Origin of the sequence: Pseudonocardia cypriaca (assembly GCF_006717045.1) — a bacterium.
In the GTDB taxonomy this organism is placed as follows: Bacteria; Actinomycetota; Actinomycetes; order Mycobacteriales; family Pseudonocardiaceae; genus Pseudonocardia; species Pseudonocardia cypriaca.
Genome location: NZ_VFPH01000002.1, coordinates 1750421 through 1772435, shown reverse-complemented (window position 1 = coordinate 1772435; position 22015 = coordinate 1750421). Strand labels below are relative to the sequence as shown.

General features: G+C 73.1%; 27 protein-coding genes. 10 read left to right on the top strand and 17 right to left on the bottom strand.

What is annotated here, in order from left to right:
• Nucleotides 1-38 precede the first annotated feature (38 nt).
• The 3 genes from FB388_RS25955 (at nt 39) to FB388_RS25945 (ending at nt 2591) form a co-directional block, all read left to right on the top strand.
• Nucleotides 39-992: a helix-turn-helix transcriptional regulator gene (locus FB388_RS25955; RefSeq protein WP_142104767.1), complete on the top strand. Its 954-nt coding sequence runs from the start codon at nt 39-41 to the stop codon at nt 990-992.
• 70 nt (nt 993-1062) lie between these two features.
• Nucleotides 1063-1386 carry a hypothetical protein gene (locus FB388_RS25950; RefSeq protein WP_142104766.1) on the top strand — a complete coding sequence of 108 codons (324 nt, stop codon included), beginning with the start codon at nt 1063-1065 and terminating at the stop codon, nt 1384-1386.
• Nucleotides 1383-2591 (top strand): ferredoxin reductase family protein, encoded by a 1209-nt coding sequence (locus tag FB388_RS25945; protein WP_142104765.1) that lies wholly within the window; start codon nt 1383-1385, stop codon nt 2589-2591. Before FB388_RS25950 ends, FB388_RS25945 begins: the two co-directional genes overlap by 4 nt.
• Here FB388_RS25945 and FB388_RS25940 read toward each other — a convergent pair.
• Complete coding sequence (locus FB388_RS25940) at nt 2564-3217, bottom strand: response regulator (RefSeq protein WP_211362219.1); 654 nt, start codon at nt 3215-3217, stop codon at nt 2564-2566. The two genes, FB388_RS25945 and FB388_RS25940, sit on opposite strands and share 28 nt — an antisense overlap.
• A complete protein-coding gene (locus tag FB388_RS25935) occupies nt 3205-4032 on the bottom strand; it encodes a sensor histidine kinase (RefSeq protein WP_170225712.1) in 828 nt (275 codons plus the stop codon). The genes FB388_RS25940 and FB388_RS25935 overlap by 13 nt, the downstream gene beginning before the upstream one ends.
• A gap of 84 nt (nt 4033-4116) precedes the next feature.
• Between FB388_RS25935 and FB388_RS25930 the strand changes: the two genes are divergently transcribed.
• The gene (locus FB388_RS25930) at nt 4117-4788 is read left to right on the top strand and encodes an endonuclease V (RefSeq protein WP_142104763.1); all 672 of its coding nucleotides are present in this window, start codon (nt 4117-4119) and stop codon (nt 4786-4788) included.
• A 323-nt stretch (nt 4789-5111) separates the two neighbouring features.
• Here FB388_RS25930 and FB388_RS25925 read toward each other — a convergent pair whose 3' ends face one another.
• Complete coding sequence (locus FB388_RS25925) at nt 5112-5957, bottom strand: alpha/beta fold hydrolase (protein ID WP_142104762.1); 846 nt, start codon at nt 5955-5957, stop codon at nt 5112-5114.
• The gene (locus FB388_RS25920; RefSeq protein ID WP_142104761.1) at nt 5954-6376 is read right to left on the bottom strand and encodes a helix-turn-helix domain-containing protein; all 423 of its coding nucleotides are present in this window, start codon (nt 6374-6376) and stop codon (nt 5954-5956) included. Before FB388_RS25920 ends, FB388_RS25925 begins: the two co-directional genes overlap by 4 nt.
• 128 nt (nt 6377-6504) lie before the next feature.
• Between FB388_RS25920 and FB388_RS25915 the strand changes: the two genes are divergently transcribed.
• Nucleotides 6505-7095, top strand: a complete 591-nt coding sequence (locus tag FB388_RS25915) for a TIGR03086 family metal-binding protein (RefSeq protein WP_142104760.1) — start codon at nt 6505-6507, stop codon at nt 7093-7095.
• Here the strand turns inward: FB388_RS25915 and FB388_RS25910 are convergent.
• The 6 genes from FB388_RS25910 to FB388_RS25885 form a co-directional block, all read right to left on the bottom strand.
• Nucleotides 7082-8275: an RNA polymerase sigma factor gene (locus FB388_RS25910; protein WP_142104759.1), complete on the bottom strand. Its 1194-nt coding sequence runs from the start codon at nt 8273-8275 to the stop codon at nt 7082-7084. The genes FB388_RS25915 and FB388_RS25910 overlap by 14 nt on opposite strands.
• A 1-nt stretch (nt 8276) precedes the next feature.
• On the bottom strand, nt 8277-8618 hold the full coding sequence (locus tag FB388_RS25905) for a YciI family protein (RefSeq protein ID WP_142104758.1): 342 nt from the start codon (nt 8616-8618) through the stop codon (nt 8277-8279).
• Between the two features lie 79 nt (nt 8619-8697).
• Entirely contained in the window at nt 8698-9111 is a 414-nt protein-coding gene (locus tag FB388_RS25900) for a MerR family transcriptional regulator (RefSeq protein ID WP_142104757.1), read from the bottom strand.
• The gene (locus FB388_RS25895; protein WP_142104756.1) at nt 9108-9419 is read right to left on the bottom strand and encodes a hypothetical protein; all 312 of its coding nucleotides are present in this window, start codon (nt 9417-9419) and stop codon (nt 9108-9110) included. Before FB388_RS25895 ends, FB388_RS25900 begins: the two co-directional genes overlap by 4 nt.
• 46 nt (nt 9420-9465) lie before the next feature.
• Nucleotides 9466-9969 carry a GNAT family N-acetyltransferase gene (locus tag FB388_RS25890; RefSeq protein ID WP_142104755.1) on the bottom strand — a complete coding sequence of 168 codons (504 nt, stop codon included), beginning with the start codon at nt 9967-9969 and terminating at the stop codon, nt 9466-9468.
• Nucleotides 9970-9971: 2 nt separating this feature from the next.
• Nucleotides 9972-10601 (bottom strand): class I SAM-dependent methyltransferase, encoded by a 630-nt coding sequence (locus FB388_RS25885; RefSeq protein WP_142104754.1) that lies wholly within the window; start codon nt 10599-10601, stop codon nt 9972-9974.
• 111 nt (nt 10602-10712) lie between these two features.
• On the opposite strand from FB388_RS25885, the gene FB388_RS25880 reads away from it, so the two are divergent.
• The 5 genes from FB388_RS25880 to FB388_RS25860 all read left to right on the top strand — a co-directional run bounded on the left by FB388_RS25880 (nt 10713) and on the right by FB388_RS25860 (nt 16623).
• Nucleotides 10713-11249, top strand: a complete 537-nt coding sequence (locus FB388_RS25880) for a hypothetical protein (protein WP_142104753.1) — start codon at nt 10713-10715, stop codon at nt 11247-11249.
• Complete coding sequence (locus tag FB388_RS25875) at nt 11195-12211, top strand: NAD-dependent epimerase/dehydratase family protein (protein WP_170225833.1); 1017 nt, start codon at nt 11195-11197, stop codon at nt 12209-12211. The genes FB388_RS25880 and FB388_RS25875 overlap by 55 nt, the downstream gene beginning before the upstream one ends.
• A gap of 586 nt (nt 12212-12797) precedes the next feature.
• On the top strand, nt 12798-14051 hold the full coding sequence (locus tag FB388_RS25870) for an IS256 family transposase (RefSeq protein WP_142098121.1): 1254 nt from the start codon (nt 12798-12800) through the stop codon (nt 14049-14051).
• 551 nt (nt 14052-14602) lie between these two features.
• Nucleotides 14603-16012 (top strand): MFS transporter, encoded by a 1410-nt coding sequence (locus tag FB388_RS25865; protein WP_142104751.1) that lies wholly within the window; start codon nt 14603-14605, stop codon nt 16010-16012.
• 17 nt (nt 16013-16029) lie between these two features.
• Complete coding sequence (locus tag FB388_RS25860; RefSeq protein ID WP_170225832.1) at nt 16030-16623, top strand: TetR/AcrR family transcriptional regulator; 594 nt, start codon at nt 16030-16032, stop codon at nt 16621-16623.
• On the opposite strand, the gene FB388_RS25855 is transcribed toward FB388_RS25860, so the two are convergent.
• The 7 genes from FB388_RS25855 to FB388_RS25825 all read right to left on the bottom strand — a co-directional run bounded on the left by FB388_RS25855 (nt 16620) and on the right by FB388_RS25825 (nt 21913).
• Complete coding sequence (locus tag FB388_RS25855) at nt 16620-17234, bottom strand: DUF305 domain-containing protein (RefSeq protein ID WP_142104750.1); 615 nt, start codon at nt 17232-17234, stop codon at nt 16620-16622. The two genes, FB388_RS25860 and FB388_RS25855, sit on opposite strands and share 4 nt — an antisense overlap.
• A 53-nt stretch (nt 17235-17287) precedes the next feature.
• Nucleotides 17288-17704, bottom strand: a complete 417-nt coding sequence (locus FB388_RS25850) for a hypothetical protein (RefSeq protein ID WP_142104749.1) — start codon at nt 17702-17704, stop codon at nt 17288-17290.
• A gap of 60 nt (nt 17705-17764) precedes the next feature.
• Entirely contained in the window at nt 17765-19990 is a 2226-nt protein-coding gene (locus FB388_RS25845; RefSeq protein ID WP_142104748.1) for a heavy metal translocating P-type ATPase, read from the bottom strand.
• 21 nt (nt 19991-20011) lie between these two features.
• Nucleotides 20012-20962: a hypothetical protein gene (locus FB388_RS25840; RefSeq protein ID WP_142104747.1), complete on the bottom strand. Its 951-nt coding sequence runs from the start codon at nt 20960-20962 to the stop codon at nt 20012-20014.
• Nucleotides 20963-20989: 27 nt separating this feature from the next.
• Complete coding sequence (locus tag FB388_RS25835) at nt 20990-21196, bottom strand: heavy-metal-associated domain-containing protein (protein ID WP_142104746.1); 207 nt, start codon at nt 21194-21196, stop codon at nt 20990-20992.
• 20 nt (nt 21197-21216) lie between these two features.
• Nucleotides 21217-21498: a metal-sensitive transcriptional regulator gene (locus FB388_RS25830; RefSeq protein ID WP_142104745.1), complete on the bottom strand. Its 282-nt coding sequence runs from the start codon at nt 21496-21498 to the stop codon at nt 21217-21219.
• Between the two features lie 133 nt (nt 21499-21631).
• On the bottom strand, nt 21632-21913 hold the full coding sequence (locus FB388_RS25825) for a metal-sensitive transcriptional regulator (protein WP_142104744.1): 282 nt from the start codon (nt 21911-21913) through the stop codon (nt 21632-21634).
• Nucleotides 21914-22015 lie beyond the last annotated feature (102 nt).

Genomic DNA, 22015 nt, shown 5'->3' with positions numbered 1-22015 from the left:
GGACAGAACCGGTCCTAACTAGGAGGGATTGTCGAGGAATGCTGGACACCTCCGCCCGCCTGCTCCGCCTCCTGTCGATCCTGCAGACGCCACGCGACTGGACGGGGGCCGAGCTCGCGGAAAGGCTCGACGTCGACGTGCGCACCGTCCGCCGCGACGTCGACAAGCTGCGCGCGCTCGGCTACCCGGTGCACGCCGCGCGCGGGGTGGCCGGCTACCGGCTCGGGGCGGGCACCACGCTGCCCCCGCTGCTGCTCGACGACGAGGAGGCCGTGGCCGTCGCGGTCGGGATGCGCACCGCGGCGAGCGGCGGCGTGACCGGCATCGAGGAGGCCTCGCTGCGGGCGCTGACCAAGCTGGAGACCGTGCTCCCGTCGAGGCTGCGGCATCGCGTCGACGGGCTGGGAGCGGTGACGGTGACGCTCCCGCACGCGGGTGCGAGCGTCGACCCCGACGTGCTGTTGGCGGTGGCGGCCGCGGCCCGGACGCACGAGGTGCTGCGGTTCGACTACCGCGGCGGGGACGGTGCGGAGACCGCGCGGCGCACCGAACCCCACCGGCTGGTGCACTCCGGACGGCGCTGGTACCTGCTCGCCTGGGACCTCGACCGCGCCGACTGGCGCACCTTCCGGGTCGACCGGTTGCACCCGCGGATCCCCACCGGCCCGCGGTTCGTCCCGCGCGAGCTGCCCGCGGACCTCCCGGGGCACGTCGGACGGGGGATCACCACCCGTGGCTACCGCTACCGGGCCCGTTTCACGCTGCACGTCCCGATCGAGGTCGCGGCGGATCGCATCGCGCCGACCGTCGGCACCCTGGAGGCGATCGACGAGCGGTCCTGCGTGCTGCACGCCGGTTCCGACTCCCTCGACGAGCTCGCCCTCTACGTCGGGCTCTTCGGCTTCCCGTTCGAGGTGCACGAGCCCCCGGAGCTCGTCGCACACGTCCGGGAGCTGGCGGCGCGCCTCGCCGCGGCGGCCGATCGGCCGTAGTACCGGCACCACCCCAGACCCGGATGCCTGCACTGGTGAAACCGCGGCGCCGACGCGGTGAGGTCGATCTATGGTGCAGGCGCTGCGGATCTGGTCGTTCGTGCTCGGAGTCGGGTTCCTGGTGGTCGGCGTGCTGCGCACGATCCCGATCCCGCAGCTCGAACCCTTCGCGCACCCCGAGTACGTCCACGGCGCGCTGCACCTGGTCTCCGGGGCGGCGTTCCTGCAGTGGGGCGCGCGCCGAGCTGTGCCCCGGGTCGTCGCGGTGCTGGGCGTGCTGTGGGTGGTGCTCGGTGTGGTCGCGCGGTTCGGGGTGCTCGACCACACCGACTCCGTCGTGCACATCGTGACCGGCGCCGTGTCGGTCGGGCTCGCCGCGCTCGCCCGGCGATGAGGATCGGGCCGGGAGCTGTCGTCGCGCTCCCCGTGCTGAACGGCGTGCTCTGGGCGGCGTCCCCGCCGGCGGGCGACCCGCGGCAGGCGCTGGGGGAGGCCGTGGGCTCCACCGCCGTCCTGCTCTTCGCCACGGCCCTCGTGCTGGCCACCCGAGCGCGGTGGATCGAACGCTCCTTCGGAGGGCTGGACCGGGTGTACCGGGCCCACCGGCGGGCCGGCCGGTGGGGATCCGGGTGCCTGGCCGTTCACGTCGCCGTCGTCCCGTGGGCCCTCGCCTCACCGGGAGGCACCCCGTCGGGGTTCGTCGCGGCCGCTGGGTTCTTGGTGTTCGTGCTGCTCTGCGCGGTGCGCCGGCTGCGGTACGCCGCCTGGCGGCGATCGCACCGGCTCATCGGGGTCTTCTTCCTGGTCAGCCTGGCGCACGCGCTCCTCGTCGAGCAGGTGGTCGACACCGCGACCGGCCCGTTCCTGCTGCTGGCGGCCGCGTACGTCGCAGGCGTCGTCGCGTACGCCTACGTGCTGCTGCTCGCCCGGTTCGTCCGCCCGCGGCGCTCGTACGTCGTGCGGGCGGTGCACCGGCTCGACCCGGTGACGGTCGAGGTCGCGCTCTCCCCCCGCCGTGGAGCCGGCCTCCTGATCCGGCCCGGCCAGTTCGTCTTCGTGACGTTCCACCGGCGCGGTCTGCGCGAACCGCACCCGTTCACCGTCAGCAGCGGGCCGTCGGACGAGGTGTTGCGGCTCACCATCCGCTCGGCCGGGCGCTTCACCACCCGGGTGCACCGGGATCTCGAACCCGGCACGCGGGCCACCGTGGAGGGCGGCTACGGGATGCTGGACCTCACCGGCAGCCGCCCCCGGCAGGTCTGGGTGGCGGCCGGGATCGGGATCACGCCGTTCCTCGGCCGGCTGCGCGCCGGGGGGCCCACCCGCTCCGTCGACCTCTTCTACGTGGTGCGCCGTGCGGAGGACGCCCTGTTCCGGAGCGAGATCGAGGGTCGCGCCGGGCTGCGCGTCCACCTGGTCGTGACCTCCGAGTCCGGCCGGCTGACCGCGGAGCGGATCGCGGCCACGGCGGGGTGCCTGGGGGACGTCGACTTCTACCTGTGCGGCCCGGAGCCGATGACCACCGGTCTGGCCGCCGGGCTGCGCGGGCTCGGTGTCCCCGCGTCGGCGGTTCACCTCGAACTGGCCGCGTTCCGCTGAACGCCCAGGAAGGTGAGCACGGCGAGCACCCGGCGGTGGTCGTCGGAGGCGGGAGGCAGGTCCAGCTTCATCAGGATCGAGTTGACGTGCTTGGCGACCGCGGCCTCGGACACGACGAGCCTGCGCGCGATGCCGCCGTTCGAGCGGCCCTCGGCGACGAGCGCGAGCACCTCGCGTTCCCGCGGGGTCAGTGCAGCGACGGGGGAGCGGATGAGCAGCCGGCGCACGACCTCCGGGTCGAGCACCGTGCGCCCTTGCGCCACTTCCCGCACGGCCGACACGAACTCGGCCACGTCGCCGACCCGGTCCTTGAGCAGGTAGCCGACGCCGTCGCCACTGCCCACCAGGGCCACGGCGCAGTCGTGCTCGACGTGGTGGGAGAGCACGAGCACCGGGAAGCCGGGCCTGCGCCTGCGCAGCTCCAGCGCGGCGACGAGCCCCTCGTCGGCGAACCGGGGCGGCATCCGCACGTCGGTGACCACTACGTCCGGGTCTTCGCGCTCGACCGCGGCGATCAGGGCGTCCGCGTCGCCGACCTCGGCGACCACCTGGCAACCGGAGCGCCGCAGGACGTGGGCGAGGCCGTCGCGCAGCAGCACCGAGTCCTCGGCGATCACCGCGCGCACGGCAGCTCCGCCGTGAGCACGGTGGGCCCGCCCTCCGGGCTGCTCACCCGCAGCCGGCCGCCGAGCGCTGCTACCCGATCCTCCAACCCGGAGAGGCCCGTGCCCCCGTGCGGGTCGGCGCCGCCGCGCCCGTCGTCGCCCACCTCGAGGTGCAGCACGCCCGCCCGCTCCGTGCACCGCACCCAGGCCCGGCGGGCCCCGCTGTGCTTGACGACGTTCGCGACCGCCTCGGTCGCGACGAACCACGCCGCCGCCTCGACCGCCGCGGGCGGGCGGGCCCGCAGGTCGACCTCGACGTCGAGCGGAACCGCCGACCGCTCGGCCAGCGCTGCCAGCGCCGCTGGCAGGCCCTCCCGCGGGTGCAGGCCGTTGACGAGGTCACGCAGCTCGGCGAGCGCGAGCCGGGCCTGGTCGTAGGCGCGGTCGACCTGCGCACGGACCGCGAGCGCGTCGTCCTCGACGCGGGCGAGCCCCAGCGCCATGGCGACGGCGGTGAGCCGCAGCTGCGCGCCGTCGTGCAGGTCGCGTTCGATCCGCCTCCGCTGCGCGTCGAGCGCTCCGCCTGCCGTGGGAGGCCGGGTGAGCACGGTGACCAGCCGGGCGAGCACCGGCAGGAGCAGCAGGGCGGTGGCGGCGAGCCCGAGCTGTGCGAGCGGCGGACGGGGCCCGAACCAGACGGTCTCGAACGAGGCGGCCTGCGGCACCACGGCCAGGGCGAGCGACCCGGCCAGCGCGACGAGGTCGATCGCGAGCAGCAACCCCACCGCGGCGGTCGCCCACGCCTGCAGGAGCGCGTACCCGATGCGCAGGCTCACGGCGCGACCGTAGCCCCATACCGCAGATCCCCGCGGTAAGGAAAGCCCCCCTTTCGCGCCCGGAAGCCGATAGCGTCCGCGCACGTGCACCTGCAACCCCTCGGGCCCCCGCCCACCACGCTCGACGAGGCCGCCGCGCAGCAGGAGAAGCTGAGCTCGCTCGTCGTCGCCAGCGGGTCCGGTCCATCGGATCTGCGCACCGTCGCCGGCATCGACGTGGCGCAACGCGAAGGCACCGACGACGTGGTGGCCGCGGTCGTCGTGCTCGACGGCAGGACGCTGCGACCGGTCGAGACCCGCACCGCGACCGGCCGCGCGGACCACCCGTACGAACCCGGGTTCCTCGCGCTGCGCGAGCTGCCCGCGGTGACGGCCGCGCTCGAGGCGCTGGACACGGTCCCGGACCTGATCGTGTGCGACGGCGCAGGCGTCGCACACCCGCGCCGCTTCGGCCTCGCGTGCCACGTCGGGCTGCTCACCGACCTGCCGACGATCGGGGTGGCGAAGACCCCTCCGGTGCCGTTCGACATGCCGAAGCCGGCGCGCGGGTCGTGGACGCCGCAGGTCGACGGCGACGAGGAGGTCGGGAGGGCGCTGCGCACGCAGCACGGCGTCCAGCCGGTGTTCGTGTCCGTCGGTCACCGCATCGGGCTCGAAGCGGCGTGCGACCACGTGCTGCGGCTCGCTCGCCACCGCCTGCCGGAGACCACGCGCCGCGCCGACCGGCTGGCCCGCGACGCTGCGTTGCGCGTCTGAGGGCGGTTGTGCGTTCCGCGGAACGCTCGGGTGTGATGCGGTTGCCGTGCTGCTGCCGTGCGCCTGCTGTCCGGAAATGATCAGCGGAATCGGGGCCGGACCACATCCACAACACCCGAACCCCGGATCATGAACACCAAGATCGCGTGTAGCGGTTGCCCATCGCTGTCGCCACAGCCATGGTCAACCGATACTCCGGATCATGCACGCGTCCGCACCGAACGGGCCGGGTGACAGCACCGCTGACCTGCGTTCCGCGGAACGTCGGGGTGCGGACGGTCGCTCCGGCGCCGCCGGATCCGGTCGAGCTCGGAACTACTCGGCTAGCGCCCCGCCCGGAGGAACTCCAGGATCGGCGCGGTCTGGGCCGGCAGGAGGTGCCCGATGCCGGGGAGGACCCGGACCGTGGCCGACGGCACGAGCCGGGAGAGCCGCTCGGCGGTGCGCGGCGTGTCGATGAACGCGTCGCGCCCGCCGAGGACCGCCAGGATCGGCATGGTCGCGCCGCGCAGGGCGGCGTCGTCGATCACCGGGACGGGCTCGCGCCGGTAGCGGTAGTGCCGGGCCAGCAGCTCGACGAACTCGACGGACCCCTGCTGCTTGCGCACCTCCGGCCCCAGCAGCACCTCCATCGACTTCCGCTTGCCCCACCCGCCGAACGGCTTCAGCAACACGGCCCCGAGCAGCCCTGCGACCTTCGCCTTGGCCACGCCCGTCGGGGTCAGGAGCGTCAGGCGCTCGACCCGCTCCGGGTGCCGGGTGGCGAAGTCGAGCGCGAGCCAGCCGCCGAGCGACACCGCCACGACGGACGCGCGCGCCACGCCGAGGGCGTCGAGGACGTCGCCGAACCAGAGCGGGTAGGCCCCGGACGGCAGCGGAGGGCGTGCGGGCGCGCTGAGGCCGGGCTCGCCGATGATGTCGACCGCGTACACCCGGAAGTGCTCGGACCAGGACGCCACGTCCGGGACCCACATCAGGGCGTTGGACCCCGAGCCGTGCAGCAGCACCAGCGGTGGGCCGTCCGGCGGGCCCGACGCGACGACGAACGTGTCGCCCTCGCGGGTGGGCACGTGCAGGTGCTCGGCCGGCACCGGCCAGGCGTCGAGCAGCTCCCGGTACCGCTCCGCGACGGTGCGGGCGCCCTCGGGAGAGTTGTAGATGTCGGTCACGACCGGTCCTCCATCAGTGCGCCGACGAGCCGGAGCAGCTCGGCAGTGCTCTCCGGCCCGCCGAGAACGATGATCTTCATTCGCGACTTCGCCTCGTCGTAGGCCATCTCGACGCGCAGCCGCCCGTCGTCCTGCCCGCCGCTCCCCGCGCTGCTCATGACGAGCGTGCTGACGCGGTCGACCAGCGCGCGGTCGACGTCGTCGATCTGGACGATGCTCGACACCTCGACCGCCGCCTTCCTCCGCCGGGGCGCTGTCACGGCGCGCCCCGCGAAGGCGTCGAGAGCATCGGCGCCGATCCGGTACTGCCGGCCGATGCGGACGGCATCGAGCCGGCCGTCGCGCACGTAGCCCCGCACGGTCTTCACGTGGAGCCCGAGCAGCGCCGCGACCTCCTCGACGGAGTACAGCTGCGTCATCTGAACTTCCCTAGAACGTTGTTTTCAAGGGAAGTTTAGCGCACTCAAGAGGAGTCACGCGTCGCTGTCGAAATCGACCCCCGCCGGTTCGTCTCCGGGGTGTGACCTCCACGAGCGGAAGGACGGAGATGGACACGATGCAGCGGTACCGGCAGGCGCAGGACGACCTGGACGCGGTGCTGGCCGCGGTGCGCCCCGACCAGTGGGACGCACCGTCGCCGTGCACGGACTGGACGGTGCGGGACCTCGCGGGACACGTGATCTGGGGCCAGCGCCAGATGCGGGCCTGGGCCACGGGAACGGACTACGCGGACGGGCGCGGTGCTCCGGGTGCGCCGCGGCCGGGAGAGATGGCGGGCTCCGATCCGGTCGCCGGCTGGCGGGCGGCCCGTGCCGAGTCCGCGCCGGCGCTGACCCCGGAAGCGCTGCGGCGCACGACGTCGATCACCGGCCTGGGGGAGGTCCCGCTCGCCGCGATCGTCACGCTGCTGACCACCGACACGGTGGTGCACACCTGGGACATCGGGCATGCGCTCGGCATGGACGTGCGGCTCGACCCGGCGCTCGTCGGGGTGGCGTTCGAGTGGGGGCGCTCGAACATGGTGCGTCGCCCCGGGTTCTTCGGGCCGGAGCTCACACCGCCCGCGGACAGCGACGAGCAGACCAGGATGCTGGCCTTCATGGGACGGGCCGCCTGGCAGCCCGTCATGTCCAGCTGATCCGGTCCTCGAGGATGGCGCGCTGAGCGGGGTTCGCGGTGAGGTCGAGCGCCCGGCGGTCGGCCTCCCGCGCCTCCTCGGGCGCACCGAGCGCCCTGAGCAGCTCCGCGCGGGTGGCGTGGAAGAGCGGGTACCGGTCGAGGTGCCCCGCGAGGCCGTCCAGCTCGTGCATCGCCGCCTCGGGACCGGCGCGGTAGCGCAGGGCGATCGCCCGGTGCAGCCGCGTCACCGGAGACGGGGCGATGGCGAGCAGCATGTCGTAGAGGACGACGATCTGCGCCCAGTCGGTGTCCTCCCAGCGCGGGGCCTCGGCATGGCAGGCGACGATCGCGGCCTGCAGCTGGTACGGGCCGGGGCGACCCGACGCGGCGGCGCGGGCGATGAGCTGGCCCGCCTCGGCGATAGCGGCGTGGTCCCACCGCTCACGGTCCTGGTCGGGCAGCAGCACGATCCGCCCGTCGGCGTCGAACCGGCCGGCGGCCCTGGCCTGGTGGAGCCGGATCAACGCGAGCAGCCCGATGACCTCCGGCTCGCGCGGCAGGGTCCAGGCGAGCGAGGACGCCAGCCACTCGGCGTCCTCGGCGAGGCGCCGCGACCACACCCCATCGCCGGTCGAGGACAGGTAGCCCTCGTTGAAGAGCAGGTAGACGACGGTGAGGACCTCCTGCAACCGCTCCGGCAGCTCGGAGTCGGACGGGATCCGGTACGGGATCCCGGCGTCGGTGATCTTGCGCTTCGCCCGGGTGATCCGCTGCGCCACCGTGCTCTCGGGCACCAGGAACGCCGCGGCGATCTGGCCCGTCGTCAGCCCGCAGATCGTGCGCAGGGTGAGCGCGACCTGGGCCTGCCGCGGTAGTGCGGGGTGGCAGCAGGTGAACAGCAGCCGCAGCCGGTCGTCCGGCTCCTCCCGGGTCGGCCACTGGAGCTGGGTGAGCTTCTCCCGGTAGCGGGCCTGGCGGCGCAGCACGTCGAGCCCGCGGTTGCGGGCGACCGTGAACAACCACGCGTCCGGCCGGTCCGGAACGCCCTCCACCGGCCAGCGCCGCAGGGCGGCCTCGATCGCGTCCTGAACCAGGTCCTCCGCCGCGGAGAAGTCCCCGAGCAGGTGCGTCAGCGACGCGGCGAGGCGGCCCGCCTGGTCGCGCACCACACGGGACAGCTCGTCGCGGGGGCCGCTCACGTCACGCGTCGGCGGGCCGGATCTCGATGATCGGGCACGCCGGCCAGGTGCGCGCCACGACCAGCGCCTCGTCGAGGTTCGCCACCTCGATCTCGACGAACCCGCTGACGATCTCCTTGCCCTCGACGAACGGCCCGTCGGTCACCTCCGCGTGGCCGTCCACCTTGCGCATCGTCGTCGCGGTGTGCGCGGGCTTCAGGTGGACGTGGTGGGTGATCCGCGCCGCGTGGTCGGTGAACCAGCGCCCAACCTCGTCGTAGGCCGCCTGGCGCTCCGCATCGGTCATCGCGGCGAAGTCCTCGGCGTACTGGGCGGTCTCGGCGAACATCAGCACGTACTTCATGTCATTCCCTCCTCGTTCATCTCGACGTTCGGGAGTGCGGCTGATTCGACACGTGGTCGGGGCGAGTCGCACCGGCGGCCTAGCGGTCGAGCTCCGTGAAGGGGATCGGGCAGGCCGGGTCGCACGAGCACTCGGCGAGGTCGCTGCACTCCGCCTCGACGACCGCGGTGAGGGTGGCGCGGACCCGCGTCAAGTGGTCGATCTTCGCCTCGACCTCCGCCAGCTTCGCGGTCGCGGCGGCTCGCAGCCCCGGTCGTGGGCCGCGGTGCGAGCCGACCTCGATCAGCTCGGCGATCTCGGTGAGCGTGAACCCGAGCCGGGCCAGCCCGCGGATGGCCCGCAGCACCGTGACCGCGTCCTGGCCGTACTCGCGGTGCCCGCCGAGGCTCCGCCGTGGCTCGGGGAGCAGGCCGCGGCGCTCGTAGTAGCGCAGCGTCTGCACGTTCACCCCGGCGGCCTCGGCCAGCTGCCCCGACCGCAGCGTCCTGCTCACACCACCGCGCGGCGGGCGATGCCGTCCAGCACCGCGACCCGCGCCGCCGGCACCCGCACGTCAAGCACGACGCCGTCCTCCGTCGCGGTGAGCTCGAAGTCGAAGAACGAGCAGCACGAGGACTCGCGAGCGATCAGGTCCTCGATCTCGGTGCCTTCGTCGAAGGTCAGGCGGAGGCGCCCCCGCTCCGGCCGTTCCACCCCGCGCAGGGCGGTCGCGAACAGGGTGTCGAACTCCGCCTCGCGCAGCGGCTGCTCCTCGGTCGGCAGTGTGCAGGCATCGACCGCTGCCCATCCATCGCCACTCATCGCACTCGCCTCCGTCCGGGCCCGTCGATCGAGCCCTGCCACCACGCTAAATCCGTACCTGGGTACCGGATGCAAGGGTTCCGTCCGTCGGGATCTCGAGGCGCAGCAGCGGGCGGGACCAGGTGACCCGGCCGGCAGGCGGGATCTCGCCCACCCGCACCGCCCCGACCGATCGGTAGAACCCCTCCGACGGTGGGTGCGACACGATGTGGACCAGCCCGACGCCCAGCTGCCTGCTGATCGCGATCACGTCGTCCACCAGGGCGCGCCCGATGCCGCGACCTTGCTGGTCGTCGGCCACGAACAGGTAGTCCAGCTCCGCCTCGCCGTCGACGCCGCGGCCCGGCATCAGCAGGCCGGCGAAGCCGAGGATCGTGCCCCGGTCGTCGACGCACACGCGGGTCCGGTTCGCGGCCAGGTAGGCGTCGTCGATCAGCAGCGGGGCGACCCCCACGCGGTACTCGCCGTCGTAGGCGCCGGAGGTGCGCACCATCCGGGTCAGCACCGGGCCGTCCGCGGGTACGGCATCGCGGATCGAGAGTGGTCCCATCGTCATCCTCCCGGCTTGCGGGCCACGACCCGCTCCACGACCCCGAGCTTGAAGCGTTCCTGCTGCTCGACCACGAAGCCCAGCTCGCGGACGTGGAGGACCGGGCGGCGCCGGAAATGCTCGCCGCCGACCGGGATCGACACCACCTCGAGCATCCGCTGCAGCACCCGCACCGGGACCGACGTGCTGACGACGTGATCGGCCAGGCGCAGCTGCCCGCCGGGCCGCAGCACGCGCCACATCTCGGCCACGGCGCGGCGCTCGTCGGGGATGGCGCACAGTGCGAAGGTGCACACCACCGTGTCGAACGAGGCGTCCGCGAACTCCAGCCGGTGCGCGTCGCCGACGCGCAGGGTCACGGTGCGCCCGCTCGCCGCGGCACGACGCCGGGCGTGGTCGAGCATCCCGGGGCTGAGGTCGACACCGGTCAGCGACACGTCCACGGGGTAGCTGTCGAGGTTCAGGCCGGTGCCGATGCCGACCTCGAGCACGTCCCCGACCGCCTGCCGGCACACCCACTGCCGGCTGTCGCCGAACAGCTTCCGATCGAGGAACGCCATCTGCCTGTCGTAGGTGCTGGAGTGGTCGTCCCAGTAGCGGCGCAGCCGCTCCACGTCCTCCGGGCCCGCCATCGTTCCTGACTACCAGCCCGGCCCCCGCGGGGGAACTTCAGCGTGGTCACAGCTGGGCTGCGCAGACTCGGACCGGAGACGGCGGGTGCGACGGTGAGGCGGTGAGGGCGGATGGGAGCAGGTCGGTTGCCGCTCGCCGTGGGCGCGGGCCTCGCGGTCGCCGCGGCCGTAGCGCTCGACGTGCTCGCCGACGAGCACCCGACCCACACGGCGAGCCTGGGGATCGTCGCCGCGGTGGTGGCGGTGCTGCGGCTGCACCTGGCCGGACGCCACGAGAACGTCCTCGCCCCGGTCGCGGGCGCGCTCGTCGCGCAGCCGGCGCTGCACGCCACCACCAAGATCGGGGGCAGCCACGACGCGACGGGCGGCGACGGGCTGATGCACGTCGTCACGGCGGACGGGCCGGGCACGTCGGTCCAGATCGCGGTGTCGGCGGTGATCGTCCTGGCGGTCGCGGCGAGCGCCCGGTTCACCGAGCTGCTCGTCCACGTGCTGTCCCGGCCCGTCCGGCTGCTCACCGTGGGCCCGCCGGTCGCGCCGTCGGTCGGCGCGGTCGCGGCGCGGAGCAGGCGGCGCGGCTCGATGCTGCGCTGGTGCGGCTGGACGATCCGGGCGGCGAGACGAGGACCGCCGTCGGCTGCGTGGTGACCCCCGTTCCCAGCAGCCTCTTCCCGAAGGTCCTCGACATGCGCTCTGAACCGATCCGATACCTCGTCACCGGCGGCCGTGGCTTCATCGGCCGCCACGTGGTCCGCCGCCTGATCGCCCGCGGCGCCGACGTCCACGCCACCAGCCGCACCCAGCCCCGCGAACAGGCCGATGTCCGGTGGTGGTGTGTGGACCTGGCCGACGCCAAGGCCACCCACACGGTCATGCAGGCCGTGCGCCCCGACGTCGTCATCCACCTCGCCAGCAGGGCCGAAGGGGCGCGCAGCCTCTCGCTCGTGGTGCCGATGCTCAACGACAACGTCGTGACCGCCGTGAACGTGATGGCCGCCGCGGCCGACGTCCCGGGCTGCCGCGTCGTGCTGGCAGGCTCGCTCGAGGAGCACTCCGACCTCGAGCCGGGCTCCGGCGCCCGGTCGCCCTACTCGGCGTCGAAGATCGCGGCGACGACGTACGCGACCCTGTTCCGCGACATCGCGCAGCTGCCGGTCGTCGTCCTGCGGCTCGCGATGGTCTACGGCCCTGACGACCCGCACACCACGCGGTTGGTGCCCTACGTCGTCGACAGCTTCCTCCACGGCGCCGCGCCCGCGCTCTCCAGCGGCGCCCGCCGCATCGACTGGGTGTACGTGGACGACGTCGTCGACGCCCTGCTCGCCGCGGCCGTCGAACCCGCGGCGCTCGGCCGGGTCCTCGACATCGGCACCGGTGACCTCGCGTCCATCCGCGATGCCGTGTCGCTGATCGCCGCCGTCACCGGCACGCAGGTCGTGCCCGAGTTCGGGCAGCTGCCCGACCGCCCGGGCGACCGCGACCTCGTCGCCGACGCCGAGCCTGCGCTGCGGTACCTCGGGTGGAGCGCTCGGACGAGCCTGCGTGCGGGCATCGAGCGCACCGTCGAGTGGCACGCCCGGCACCTGTCCCGCCCGGCGGTGAGCGCCTGACGGCGGCGGGCGCGACCTTCACGGTGAAGGTTGCGCCCGCTCCGCGTTCCGCGGTGACTATGTGCCCCCGGCACCGCCGGGTCATGGCGTCAAGGTCTCCTGTCGCAAGGTTGCCTTCTCAGGGCCTCCTGGCGGCGCCGCGCATTGTGCGGGGCCGCCCCTCACAGCTCAAGGGCGCCTGCGGCGTCGCTTCGCGAGCGCTGCGCGCCCCTTGATCTGTGAGCCTCTGCGGCCCCTTGAGGGCAAGCTTTGCGGGCAGGCCCAAGGGCCTGCCCTTTGGGCGCGCGGCGCCGCCAGGAGGCCGGTGTCGGGCATCTTCCTGCGCTCGCACACCGACTTCTGCGCTGACACACCGATTGCAGTCGGTGTGTGAGCACCGAAGTCGGTGTGTGGCCGACTTCCTCGGCCGTTTTGCCCGTTTCTGTGTGGGAGGGAAGCCTCGATCATGGAGGTGAGACCGCGGCTGCGTCCTCAGAGGTGGTGTACGAGTCCCTCGCTGGTGAGCGGCGTGGCGTCGTGATGTGAGACGGCCACCGCGTGATCTTGATGAGTACCGACCAAGGAACTCACCGAGAGGATCACCACGATGGCCGCACCGCACCATATCGAGGTCACCGAACTGTTGGAGCAGCAGCTGCAGGGCGCGTCGCCGGATCTACTCCGGCAGATGATCGCCTCGCTGGCGAACGCGATGATGTCCGCCCAGGCCGACCAGGCCTGCGGCGCCGACTACGGCGAACGCAGCCAGGAGCGGGTCAACCGGCGCAACGGGTATCGGGCCCGGGAATGGGACACCCGCGCCGGCACCGTCGAGCTCGCCGTGCCGAAGCTGCGCGAGGGCTCCTACTTCCCCGACTGGCTGCTGACCCACCGCCGCCGCGCCGAGCAGGCCCTGGTCACCGTCGTGGCCACCGCCTACCTACTCGGCGTCTCCACCCGCCGAGTCGAGCGCCTCGCCGAGCAGCTCGGCGTCAAGTCGCTGTCCCGATCGCAGGTGTCGGAGATGGCCACCCACCTCGACGCCCAGGTCACCGCGTTCCGGCAGCGCCCCCTCGATCACGGGCCCTACACGTTCGTCTGGGTCGACGCTCTCGTGGTGAAGGTCCGCGAGGACGGCCGCGTGGTCAACGTGCACGCGCTCGTGGCGACCGGGGTGAACGCCGATGGCCATCGGGAGATCCTCGGCCTGGACGTCGCCAGCGCCGAAGACGGCGCCGGCTGGCTGGCGTTCCTGCGCGGACTGGTCGCCCGCGGCCTGTCCGGGGTGCAGCTGGTCATCTCCGACGCCCACCCCGGCCTGGTCGCGGCGATCGGCTCCGCGTTGCCCGGCGCGGCCTGGCAGCGGTGTCGCACCCACTACCTGCGCAACCTGCTCACCCGCGTCCCGAAGAGCGCGCAGCCGCACGTGGCCACCCAGGTGCGCACCATCTTCGACCAGGCCGACACCGACGCCGTGCACGCCCAGTACGACCGCGTCATCGACGCCCTCGAGCCCCGCTTCCGCGACGCGGCCCAACACCTCGAAGCGGCCCGCGCCGAGCTACTGGCCTTCACCAGCTATCCACGCGAGATCTGGCGCCAGATCTGGTCCAACAACCCGCAAGAGCGGCTGAACAAGGAGATCCGCCGCCGCACCGACGTGGTCGGGATCTTCCCCGGCCGCGACGCCCTGATCCGCCTGGTCGGCGCCGTCCTGGCCGAGCAGAGCGACGAATGGACCGAAGGCCGCCGCTACATGGGCCTGGAACTGCTGGCCAAGTCCCGCATCCGCATCATCACCACCGAACCCAACCCGGCCACCAGCGAGCCACCGGTGACAACCGAGGCGCTCACCGCATAACCTTCACCAAGATCACGCGGGGGCGATCTTGTACACCACCTCCGCGGACGTGGCCGAGACCGCCTTCGGTGGCGCCGCGCGCCGAAGGGGCTGGCCTGTCGGCCTGCCCGCGAAGCGGGCCCTCAGGGGCTGCAGAGGCTCGCGGATCAAGGGTCGCGTAGCGATCGCGGCAGCGACGCGGAGCGCCCTTGAGGCGTGAGGGGCGGCCCCGCATGATGCGCGGCGCCACCGAAGGCCTGGTGGAGGTTGACCTGGACGAGCGTGGGGCAGCCGAAGGCCTGGTGAGGCGTGGCCCTGGTGGATGGCGCCGCCACGTCGCTCGCGTGGTCCACGCCGCCCCCACTCAGGCCCGAAAGACCTTGGACCAGCCAATGGAGCTCCATAGGAGCATCGGAACGCGGGCCAGCGCATCGCTGGCGTGTCCCAGCGTTGCCTGCTCCGCCACATCCACCACCTCCGGTACCGGCCGCGCCTGAAGGCCCTTGCCAATCCGGCCCGAGCCGGCATGCTCTAAGTCGTACAGCATTGTTCGACTTATTGGAGGTGCGGCGATGGACCGCCGCTGGCTCATGCTCACGCTGCTGGCGTTCGCCCAGTTCACGCTGATCGTCGACATCACCGTCGTGCAGGTCGCGCTGCCGAGCATCGGCGCCGATCTCGCGCTCGGGCGCGAGGCGCTGACCTGGGTGGTGACCACCTACACGCTCGTGTTCGGCGGTCTGATGATCCTGGGCGGCCGCCTGGCCGACGTCGTCGGCGCGCGGCGCACCCTGCTGACCGGGCTGGCCGTGTTCACGGTGGCGTCGCTCGTGTGCGGCCTGGCCGCCTCGGGCGGCGTCCTCATCGGAGCGCGGGCCGCGCAGGGGGTCGGAGCGGCGCTGCTGTCGCCCGCGGCGCTCGCGGTCATCACCACCGCGTTCCACGGGAACGACCGCAGCCGCGCGCTCGGTGTGTGGGCGGCGATCGGCGGCGCGGGGGCCGCAGCGGGTGTGCTGCTCAGCGGCCTGCTGACGGCCGGACCGGGGTGGCAGTGGGTGTTCTGGGTGAACGTCCCGGTGGGCGTCGTGGTGCTGGCCCTGGTCCCCGGCCTCGTCCGGCCGGACGCCACGGCCCGAGCGCGGCAGCGGGTCGACGTGCCGGGGGCCCTCGCGGTCACCGCGGCCACGGCGCTGCTGATCTACGGCGTCGTGCACGCCGGCGACGCCGGGTGGGGAGCGCCGCTCACCCTCGGTGCGCTGCTGGCAGCGGTCGTCGGATACGCCGTGTTCGTGGGGATCGAGTCCCGGGTCGCCACGCCGCTGATGCGCCCGGCGACGCTCGCGCGGCGGCCGGTCGTGTCCGGAACGCTGCTGATGCTGGTGGCCACCGGCCTGATGCTCGGGCTGTTCTTCCTCACCTCGCTCTACCTGCAGCACGTTCGAGGGCTGGACGCGCTGGCCACCGGCCTGCTGTTCCTCCCCGTCGCGCTCGCGATCACCGGGGGAGCGCAGCTCGGGGCACACCTGATCGGGCGGGTCGGCGGCCGCCCGGTCGCGGTGGGCGGGCTGCTGCTCACCGCGCTGGGAGCTGCCGTGCTGATCCAGGCTCCCGCGGTCGACGGGGTGCTCGTCGCCGTGCTCCCCGGGTTCGTGCTGGCCGCCTTCGGCATCGGGCCGGTGTTCGTCGCGGCCACCACCACGACGCTCGCGAACGTGCCGTCCGACGAGGCGGGCGTCGCATCCGGAGTGGTCAACACGTTCCACGAGCTCGGCGGGAGCATCGGCGTCGCGCTCGTCTCGACGGTGGCCGCGGCGAGCATCTCGGGCACCGGCACGAGCGGGTTCACCAGCGGCTACCTGGCCTGCGCCGTGGTCGCCGCCGTGGCGGCCGTGGTCGCGCTGGGCCTCGTGCCCGGCGGGAAGCCGCACGCCGTGGCGGGGCACGGGCACGGGCACGGGCACGGGGTGGCTCAGGGACACTGAGAGGGGACACTGAGCTGGTGGCTGGGGACCCGATCAGCGAGAAGCCGCGGCGGCGCCGGGCGGACGCGGAGCGCAACGTGGCGGCGATCGTGGCGGCGGCCCGTGACCTGCTGTCCCGCGGAACGCTGCCGTCGATGGGCGAGGTCGCGGTGGCCGCCGGCGTCGGTCGGGTCACGCTCTACGCGCACTTCGCCTCGCGCGAGGTCCTGCTCGACGCCGTCGTCCGCCAGGTGATGGCGGAGACCGATCAGGCGCTGACCGGCCTCCGCCTCGACGACGACCCGCCACAGGTCGCGCTGGACCGCCTGGTCAGCACGTCCTGGCAGATCCTGGACCGGCACCGGACAGTGCGTTCCGTTGCGCTCGCCGAGCTGGGCGCCGAGGCCCTGCGCGAGCAGCACGACCGGGTCGCCCGCCACGTCGAGCGCCTGATCGCGCGGGGGAAGGACGATGGGGTGTTCCGCGCCGACCTGCCCGAGCCGTGGTTGGTGGCGGCCTTCTACGCCACGGTGCACGCCGCGGCCGACGAGGTCAGCGGCGGCCGGCTCGACGCAGGGGTGGCGCCCGACGTCCTGGGCGCCACCCTGCGGTCGATCCTGGAGGTGGGCTAGCCGAGGAGCTGCCGCATCCGTTCGATCTCGGCGGTCTGGCCGCTGATGATCTCGGTGGCGAGCTGCTTGGCCTGCGCGTTCGCGCCGCCTGCCACCTCGCGCTCCGACTCGGCGACGGCGCCCTCGTGGTGCGCGATCATCATCTCGAGGAACGTCCTGTCGAACGTCGCGCCGGTGGTGGCCCCGAGCGAGTCCATGTCGCCCTGGCTCATCATCCCGTTGGAGTGGTCCATCCCCGAGTGGTCCATCTCGCCTTCCAGGGGCGGGGTGCCCCAGGCCGAGAGGAAGCCGTTCAGGGTGGCGATCTCCGGGTCCTGTGCCGCCCGGATCTGCTCGGCGAGCGCCTTCACCTCCGGGCTCTCCGCCCGCTGCAGCGCCATCTCCGCCATCGCCAGCGCCTGCTGGTGATGGGGGATCATCATCTGGGCGAAGCGGATGTCGGTGTCGTTGTGCTGCGCCCCGCCATCGGACGGGGCGGTGGCCGGTGGCTGGATGGTGGCAGGAGCGGCGGCGGGAGCGGTGCTGCCCCCACCACAGGCGGACAGCGCGACGGACAGGACGAGCGCCGTGCCGGCCATGGCGGCACGGTTGGACCTGCGAATGGTGGACATGCGTGTTTCCTCTGCGGGAAGAAGGTCGGTAAGGAACGCGGGACGCGCGCTCTTCACAGCCGGAACACGCAGAGGGAGAGGAACAGGGGGAGGGGTGGGGCGCGCGGTGGCGCCCACCTCGATCCGAACAGGGCCGAGAGGCCGGGAGGCGTGCCGCCCGGTGCGGCGCCGATCGAGTGCAGCACGACGCCGGCGAGCACCGTGAGCAGGATGAACGCGCAGGCGGCCACGTCGTCGTGGTGCTGATGGCCCGCGTCGCCGGGCCGGGCGACCGTCTCCACGCCGGCGGCGGGCATCACCATCGCGGGCTCGGCCGGCGCCATCAGCGAGTGCGAGTCGAGCGGGCTGATGTGCCCCGCCACGGGGTCCGTGGCCGCCACACCGTGCATGGCCAGGAAGCCGGTGGCGGCCATGGCCAGCAGGACGAGGCGGACGACGCCCGCCGCGAATGCTCCCGTCCCGGTGTTCACCGCACCCCATGATGCCGTGCCGGGGTCGGCCCGGGCGCACCCGGGCCGACCCCGTCACGGTCAGCGGAAGCGGCGCAGCCGCAGGCTGTTCACCACGACGAACACCGAGCTGAACGCCATCGCGCCCCCGGCGAGCATCGGGTTGAGCAGGCCGGCAGCGGCCAGCGGCAGGGCGGCCACGTTGTAGGCGAACGCCCAGAACAGGTTGCCCTTGATGGTTGCCAGCGTCCGGCGGGAGAGCCGGATCGCGTCGGCCGCGGCGCGCAGGTCGCCGCGGACCAGCGTGATGTCGCTGGCCTCGATCGCCACGTCGGTGCCGGTGCCCATGGCCAGCCCCAGGTCGGCCTGGGCGAGCGCGGCGGCGTCGTTCACGCCGTCGCCGACCATGGCGACGACCCAGCCCTCGTCCTGCAACCGCTTGACCACGTCGACCTTGTCGGCCGGCAGGACGTCCGCGACCACTTCCTCGATACCGACCTCGGCGGCCACGGCACGGGCCGCGGCCTCGTTGTCGCCGGTGAGCAGCACCGGGGTGAGCCCGAGCGCCCGCAGCTGCGAGATGGCCTCCGCCGACGTGGGCTTCACGGTGTCGGACACCACCAGGACCGCGCGGGCCGAGCCGTCCCACGCCACGGCGATGGCGGTGCGGCCGTCCGCCTGCGCCGCCGCCAGGTGCGCGGCGAGGTCGGCGTCGAGCGGCTGGCTCCACTGCTCCAGCAGTGCCGGCCGGCCGACGAGCACGGCGTGCCCGTCGACGACTCCCTGCACCCCGAGGCCTTCGACGTTGGTGAAGCCCTCGACGGCCGGGAGCGACCCGATGCGGTCCCGGGCTCCCCGGGCGATGGCCGCGGCGATCGGGTGCTCGGAGGCGTCCTCCAGCGCGCCCGCGAGCCGCAGGACCTCGTCCTCGTCCACGCCGGCCCCGGTGTGGACGGCGACCAGCTCCATCCGGCCGGTGGTGACCGTGCCCGTCTTGTCCAGCACGACGGTGTCGACCCGGCGGGTGGACTCCAGCACCTCGGGGCCCTTGATCAGGATGCCCAGCTGGGCACCCCGGCCGGTGCCCACCAGGAGCGCGGTGGGCGTGGCGAGCCCCAGCGCGCACGGGCAGGCGATGATCAGCACGGCGACCGCGGCCGTGAACGCCGCCGCAGCACCGGCTCCTGTGCCGAGCCAGAACCCGAGCGTGCCCACGGCGAGCGCGATCACGATCGGCACGAACACCCCGGAGATGCGGTCGGCGAGGCGCTGCACGGCGGCCTTGCCGTTCTGGGCGTCCTCGACCAGCCTCGCCATCTGCGCGAGCTGGGTGTCCGAGCCGACCCGGGTGGCCCGCACGACCAGCCGGCCGCCCGCGTTGACGGTGGCTCCGACGACCCCGTCGCCCGGCCCGACCTCGACCGGCACGGACTCGCCGGTGAGCATCGAGGCGTCGACGGCGGAGGTGCCCTCGTCGACCACGCCGTCGGTGGCGACCTTCTCACCCGGCCGCACGACGAACCGGTCGCCCACGGCCAGCTGCTCGATCGGGATGCGCACCTCGGTGCCGTGTCGCAACACGGCGACGTCCTTGGCGCCCAGCTCGAGCAGCGCGCGCAGCGCGGCCCCGGCCCGCTTCTTCGAGCGGGCCTCGAAGTAGCGGCCGGCCAGGATGAACGTGGTGACGCCGGCCGCCACCTCCAGGTAGATGTTCGCGGCCCCGTCGCTCGGCCTGATCGTCAGCTCGAAGGGGTGCGTCATGCCGGGCATCCCCGCAGTGCCGAACAGCAGGGCGTACAGCGACCAGGCGAACGCCGCGAGCACGCCCATCGAGATCAGCGTGTCCATCGTGGCGGTGCCGTGGCGCAGGTTCGCCCACGTCGCCCGGTGGAACGGCCACGCCGCCCACGTGACGACCGGCCCGGCGAGCGCGAGCGAGATCCACTGCCAGTAGGTGAACTGCAGGGCGGGGACCATCGCGAGGGCGATGACCGGCACCGCGAGGACCGCGCTGGTGATCAGCCGGTTCCGGAGCGGGCGGGTCGGGTCGTCCTTCGAGCCCTCGTCCTCATCGGGACCCGCGGCCGGCCGGGGCAGCTCGGCGCGGTAGCCGGCCGCCTCGACCTGGGCCACGAGGACGGCGGGGTCGATGCCGCCCGGGGCCTCGACCCGCGCCTTCTCGGTGGCGTAGTTGACGGTGGCGGTGACGCCGTCGAGCTTGTTGAGCTTGCGCTCGATCCGGTTGGCGCACGACGCGCAGGTCATGCCGCCGATCGCCAGCTCGACAGTGGTGGATGTCGTACTCATCGTCCAACTCCTCCCTGGCGATCAGTGGCCGTGGCCGTCATCGGCGTGGGCCGGGGCCTCGGCCACCGCGTCCGGGACCGCCGGTCCCGTCGGCACGGTGAACTCTGCCGTGCGCACCACGCCGTCGTGCTGGAAATCGAGGAAGAGCCGGTACGTGCCCGCGGTGGGCACCTCGGCGACGAACTCGATCTGCGGACCGGCGGGGGTGACCCCGTCGCCCGGCTCCCCGTCGGGGTGCACGTGAAGGTAGGCGAGGTCGCCTTCCCGCAGTGCGACCAGGTGGCCGTATGCGGCGAGGTACGGCTGCAGGTCGGTGACCGGTCGCCCGTCCTTCCCGACCGTCAGGGTGACGGGGGATGCCTTGCCGGGCACAAGCTCGCCGGTGAGCTCCACCGTGTACCCGTCCACCTGGGCCGTGCGGCTCGGGGTGTGCTGCACCGGCTCGAACGTGCCGGGCACGGCGACGTCGACGCCGAGGGTGGTGCCCGCACCGCCGGTGGGAGCGAAGTCCGCGAACGCGCGGTACGAGCCGCCCGCGGGGAGCGTCAACGGGACCGTCCAGGTGCCGTCGGGCGCCATCTCGGGGTGCACGTGCTGGAACCCGGTGGTGTCGCGGCGCACGACGATCAGGTGCATCCGCTTGTCGTGCTCGACGTCGAACGCGGTGACCGGCGCCCCGTCCGGGCCGATGATCTGGAAGGAGAAGGATCCCGCCTCGGGCGTCGGGTCGGTGGGCGTGAGGGTGTAACCGCCCCTGCTCGACGCCAGCCCGGCAGGCTGGTCTGATGCGGCCTCCGCGACGGTGCCGCTGTGTGCGCCCCCGTGCCCGGCGGCCTCAACGCCGGACGTGGCCACGTCGCCGCTCGGGGCGACGTGGCGAAGGGGGCCGACAGCGGTGCCGACGGCGTACGAACCTGCGACGAGCAGGACGAGCGCCGCACCGTAGGCGGAGAGCTTCGCGATTGGGTTCATCTGGAGTCCCTGGTCTCCTGGCCGGCTCTAGCCGGCGAGCTGGTACCCGGCTTCCTCGACTGCGGCGCGGACGTCCGCGTTGTCGAGCGGCTTGGTGCTGGTGACCGTGACGGCGCCGGTGGGCAGGTCCACCGCGACGTCCGTGACACCGTCGAGCTCGCTGATCTCCTCGGTGACCGAGGCGACGCAGTGGCCGCAGGTCATGCCGGTGACGGTGTAGGTGCTCTCGCTCATGTGGTGTTCCTCCTCGTGTTTCAGGACTTGACCAGCCGCGCGATGGCGGCGCTCGCCTCGGCGACCTTCTGGTCCGCCACGGGGCCGCCCTCGGCGACGGCCTGGGTGACGCAGTGCCGCAGGTGCTCGTCGAGCAGTCCGAGCGCCACGGCTTCGAGGGCCTTGGTGGCGGCGGAGACCTGGGTGAGGACGTCGATGCAGTACTGGTCGCCCTCGATCATCTTGGCGATCCCGCGGACCTGACCCTCGATGCGACGCATCCGCTTGAGGTAGGCGTCCTTGTCCTCGGCGTATCCGTTCATGCCGTGCTCCTCTCGAACGAGGATGACAATACCCTAGGGGGGTACCGTTGCAAGAAGCGTCCGCTGTGACGGCGGCCACGTCGACGGCGCCGGCCGACATACCCCTCGGGGCTACCGGTACGCGACGGTCCCGTCAGGACTTCACGAGGCGGGCGATCGCGGCGCTCGCCTCCGCCACCTTCTGCTCGGCGACCTCGCCACCGGTGGCCGCGGCTTGCGCGACGCAGTGGCGCAGGTGCTCGTCGAGCAGGCCGAGCGCCACCGCTTCCAGCGCCTTCGTGGCGGCTGAGACCTGGGTGAGCACGTCGATGCAGTACTTGTCACCCTCGATCATCTTCGCGATGCCGCGAACCTGACCTTCGATGCGCCGCAGGCGCTTGAGGTATGCGTCCTTGTCCTCGGTGTAGCCGTGCATCCGTCCTCCTCGGGCCCTGCGCGAATACTATGCCCCCCTATCGGGGCGGGTGATCCACTGCGGATCGGGCTGGACACGAGGCCTCGGATCGGCAAGTATCCG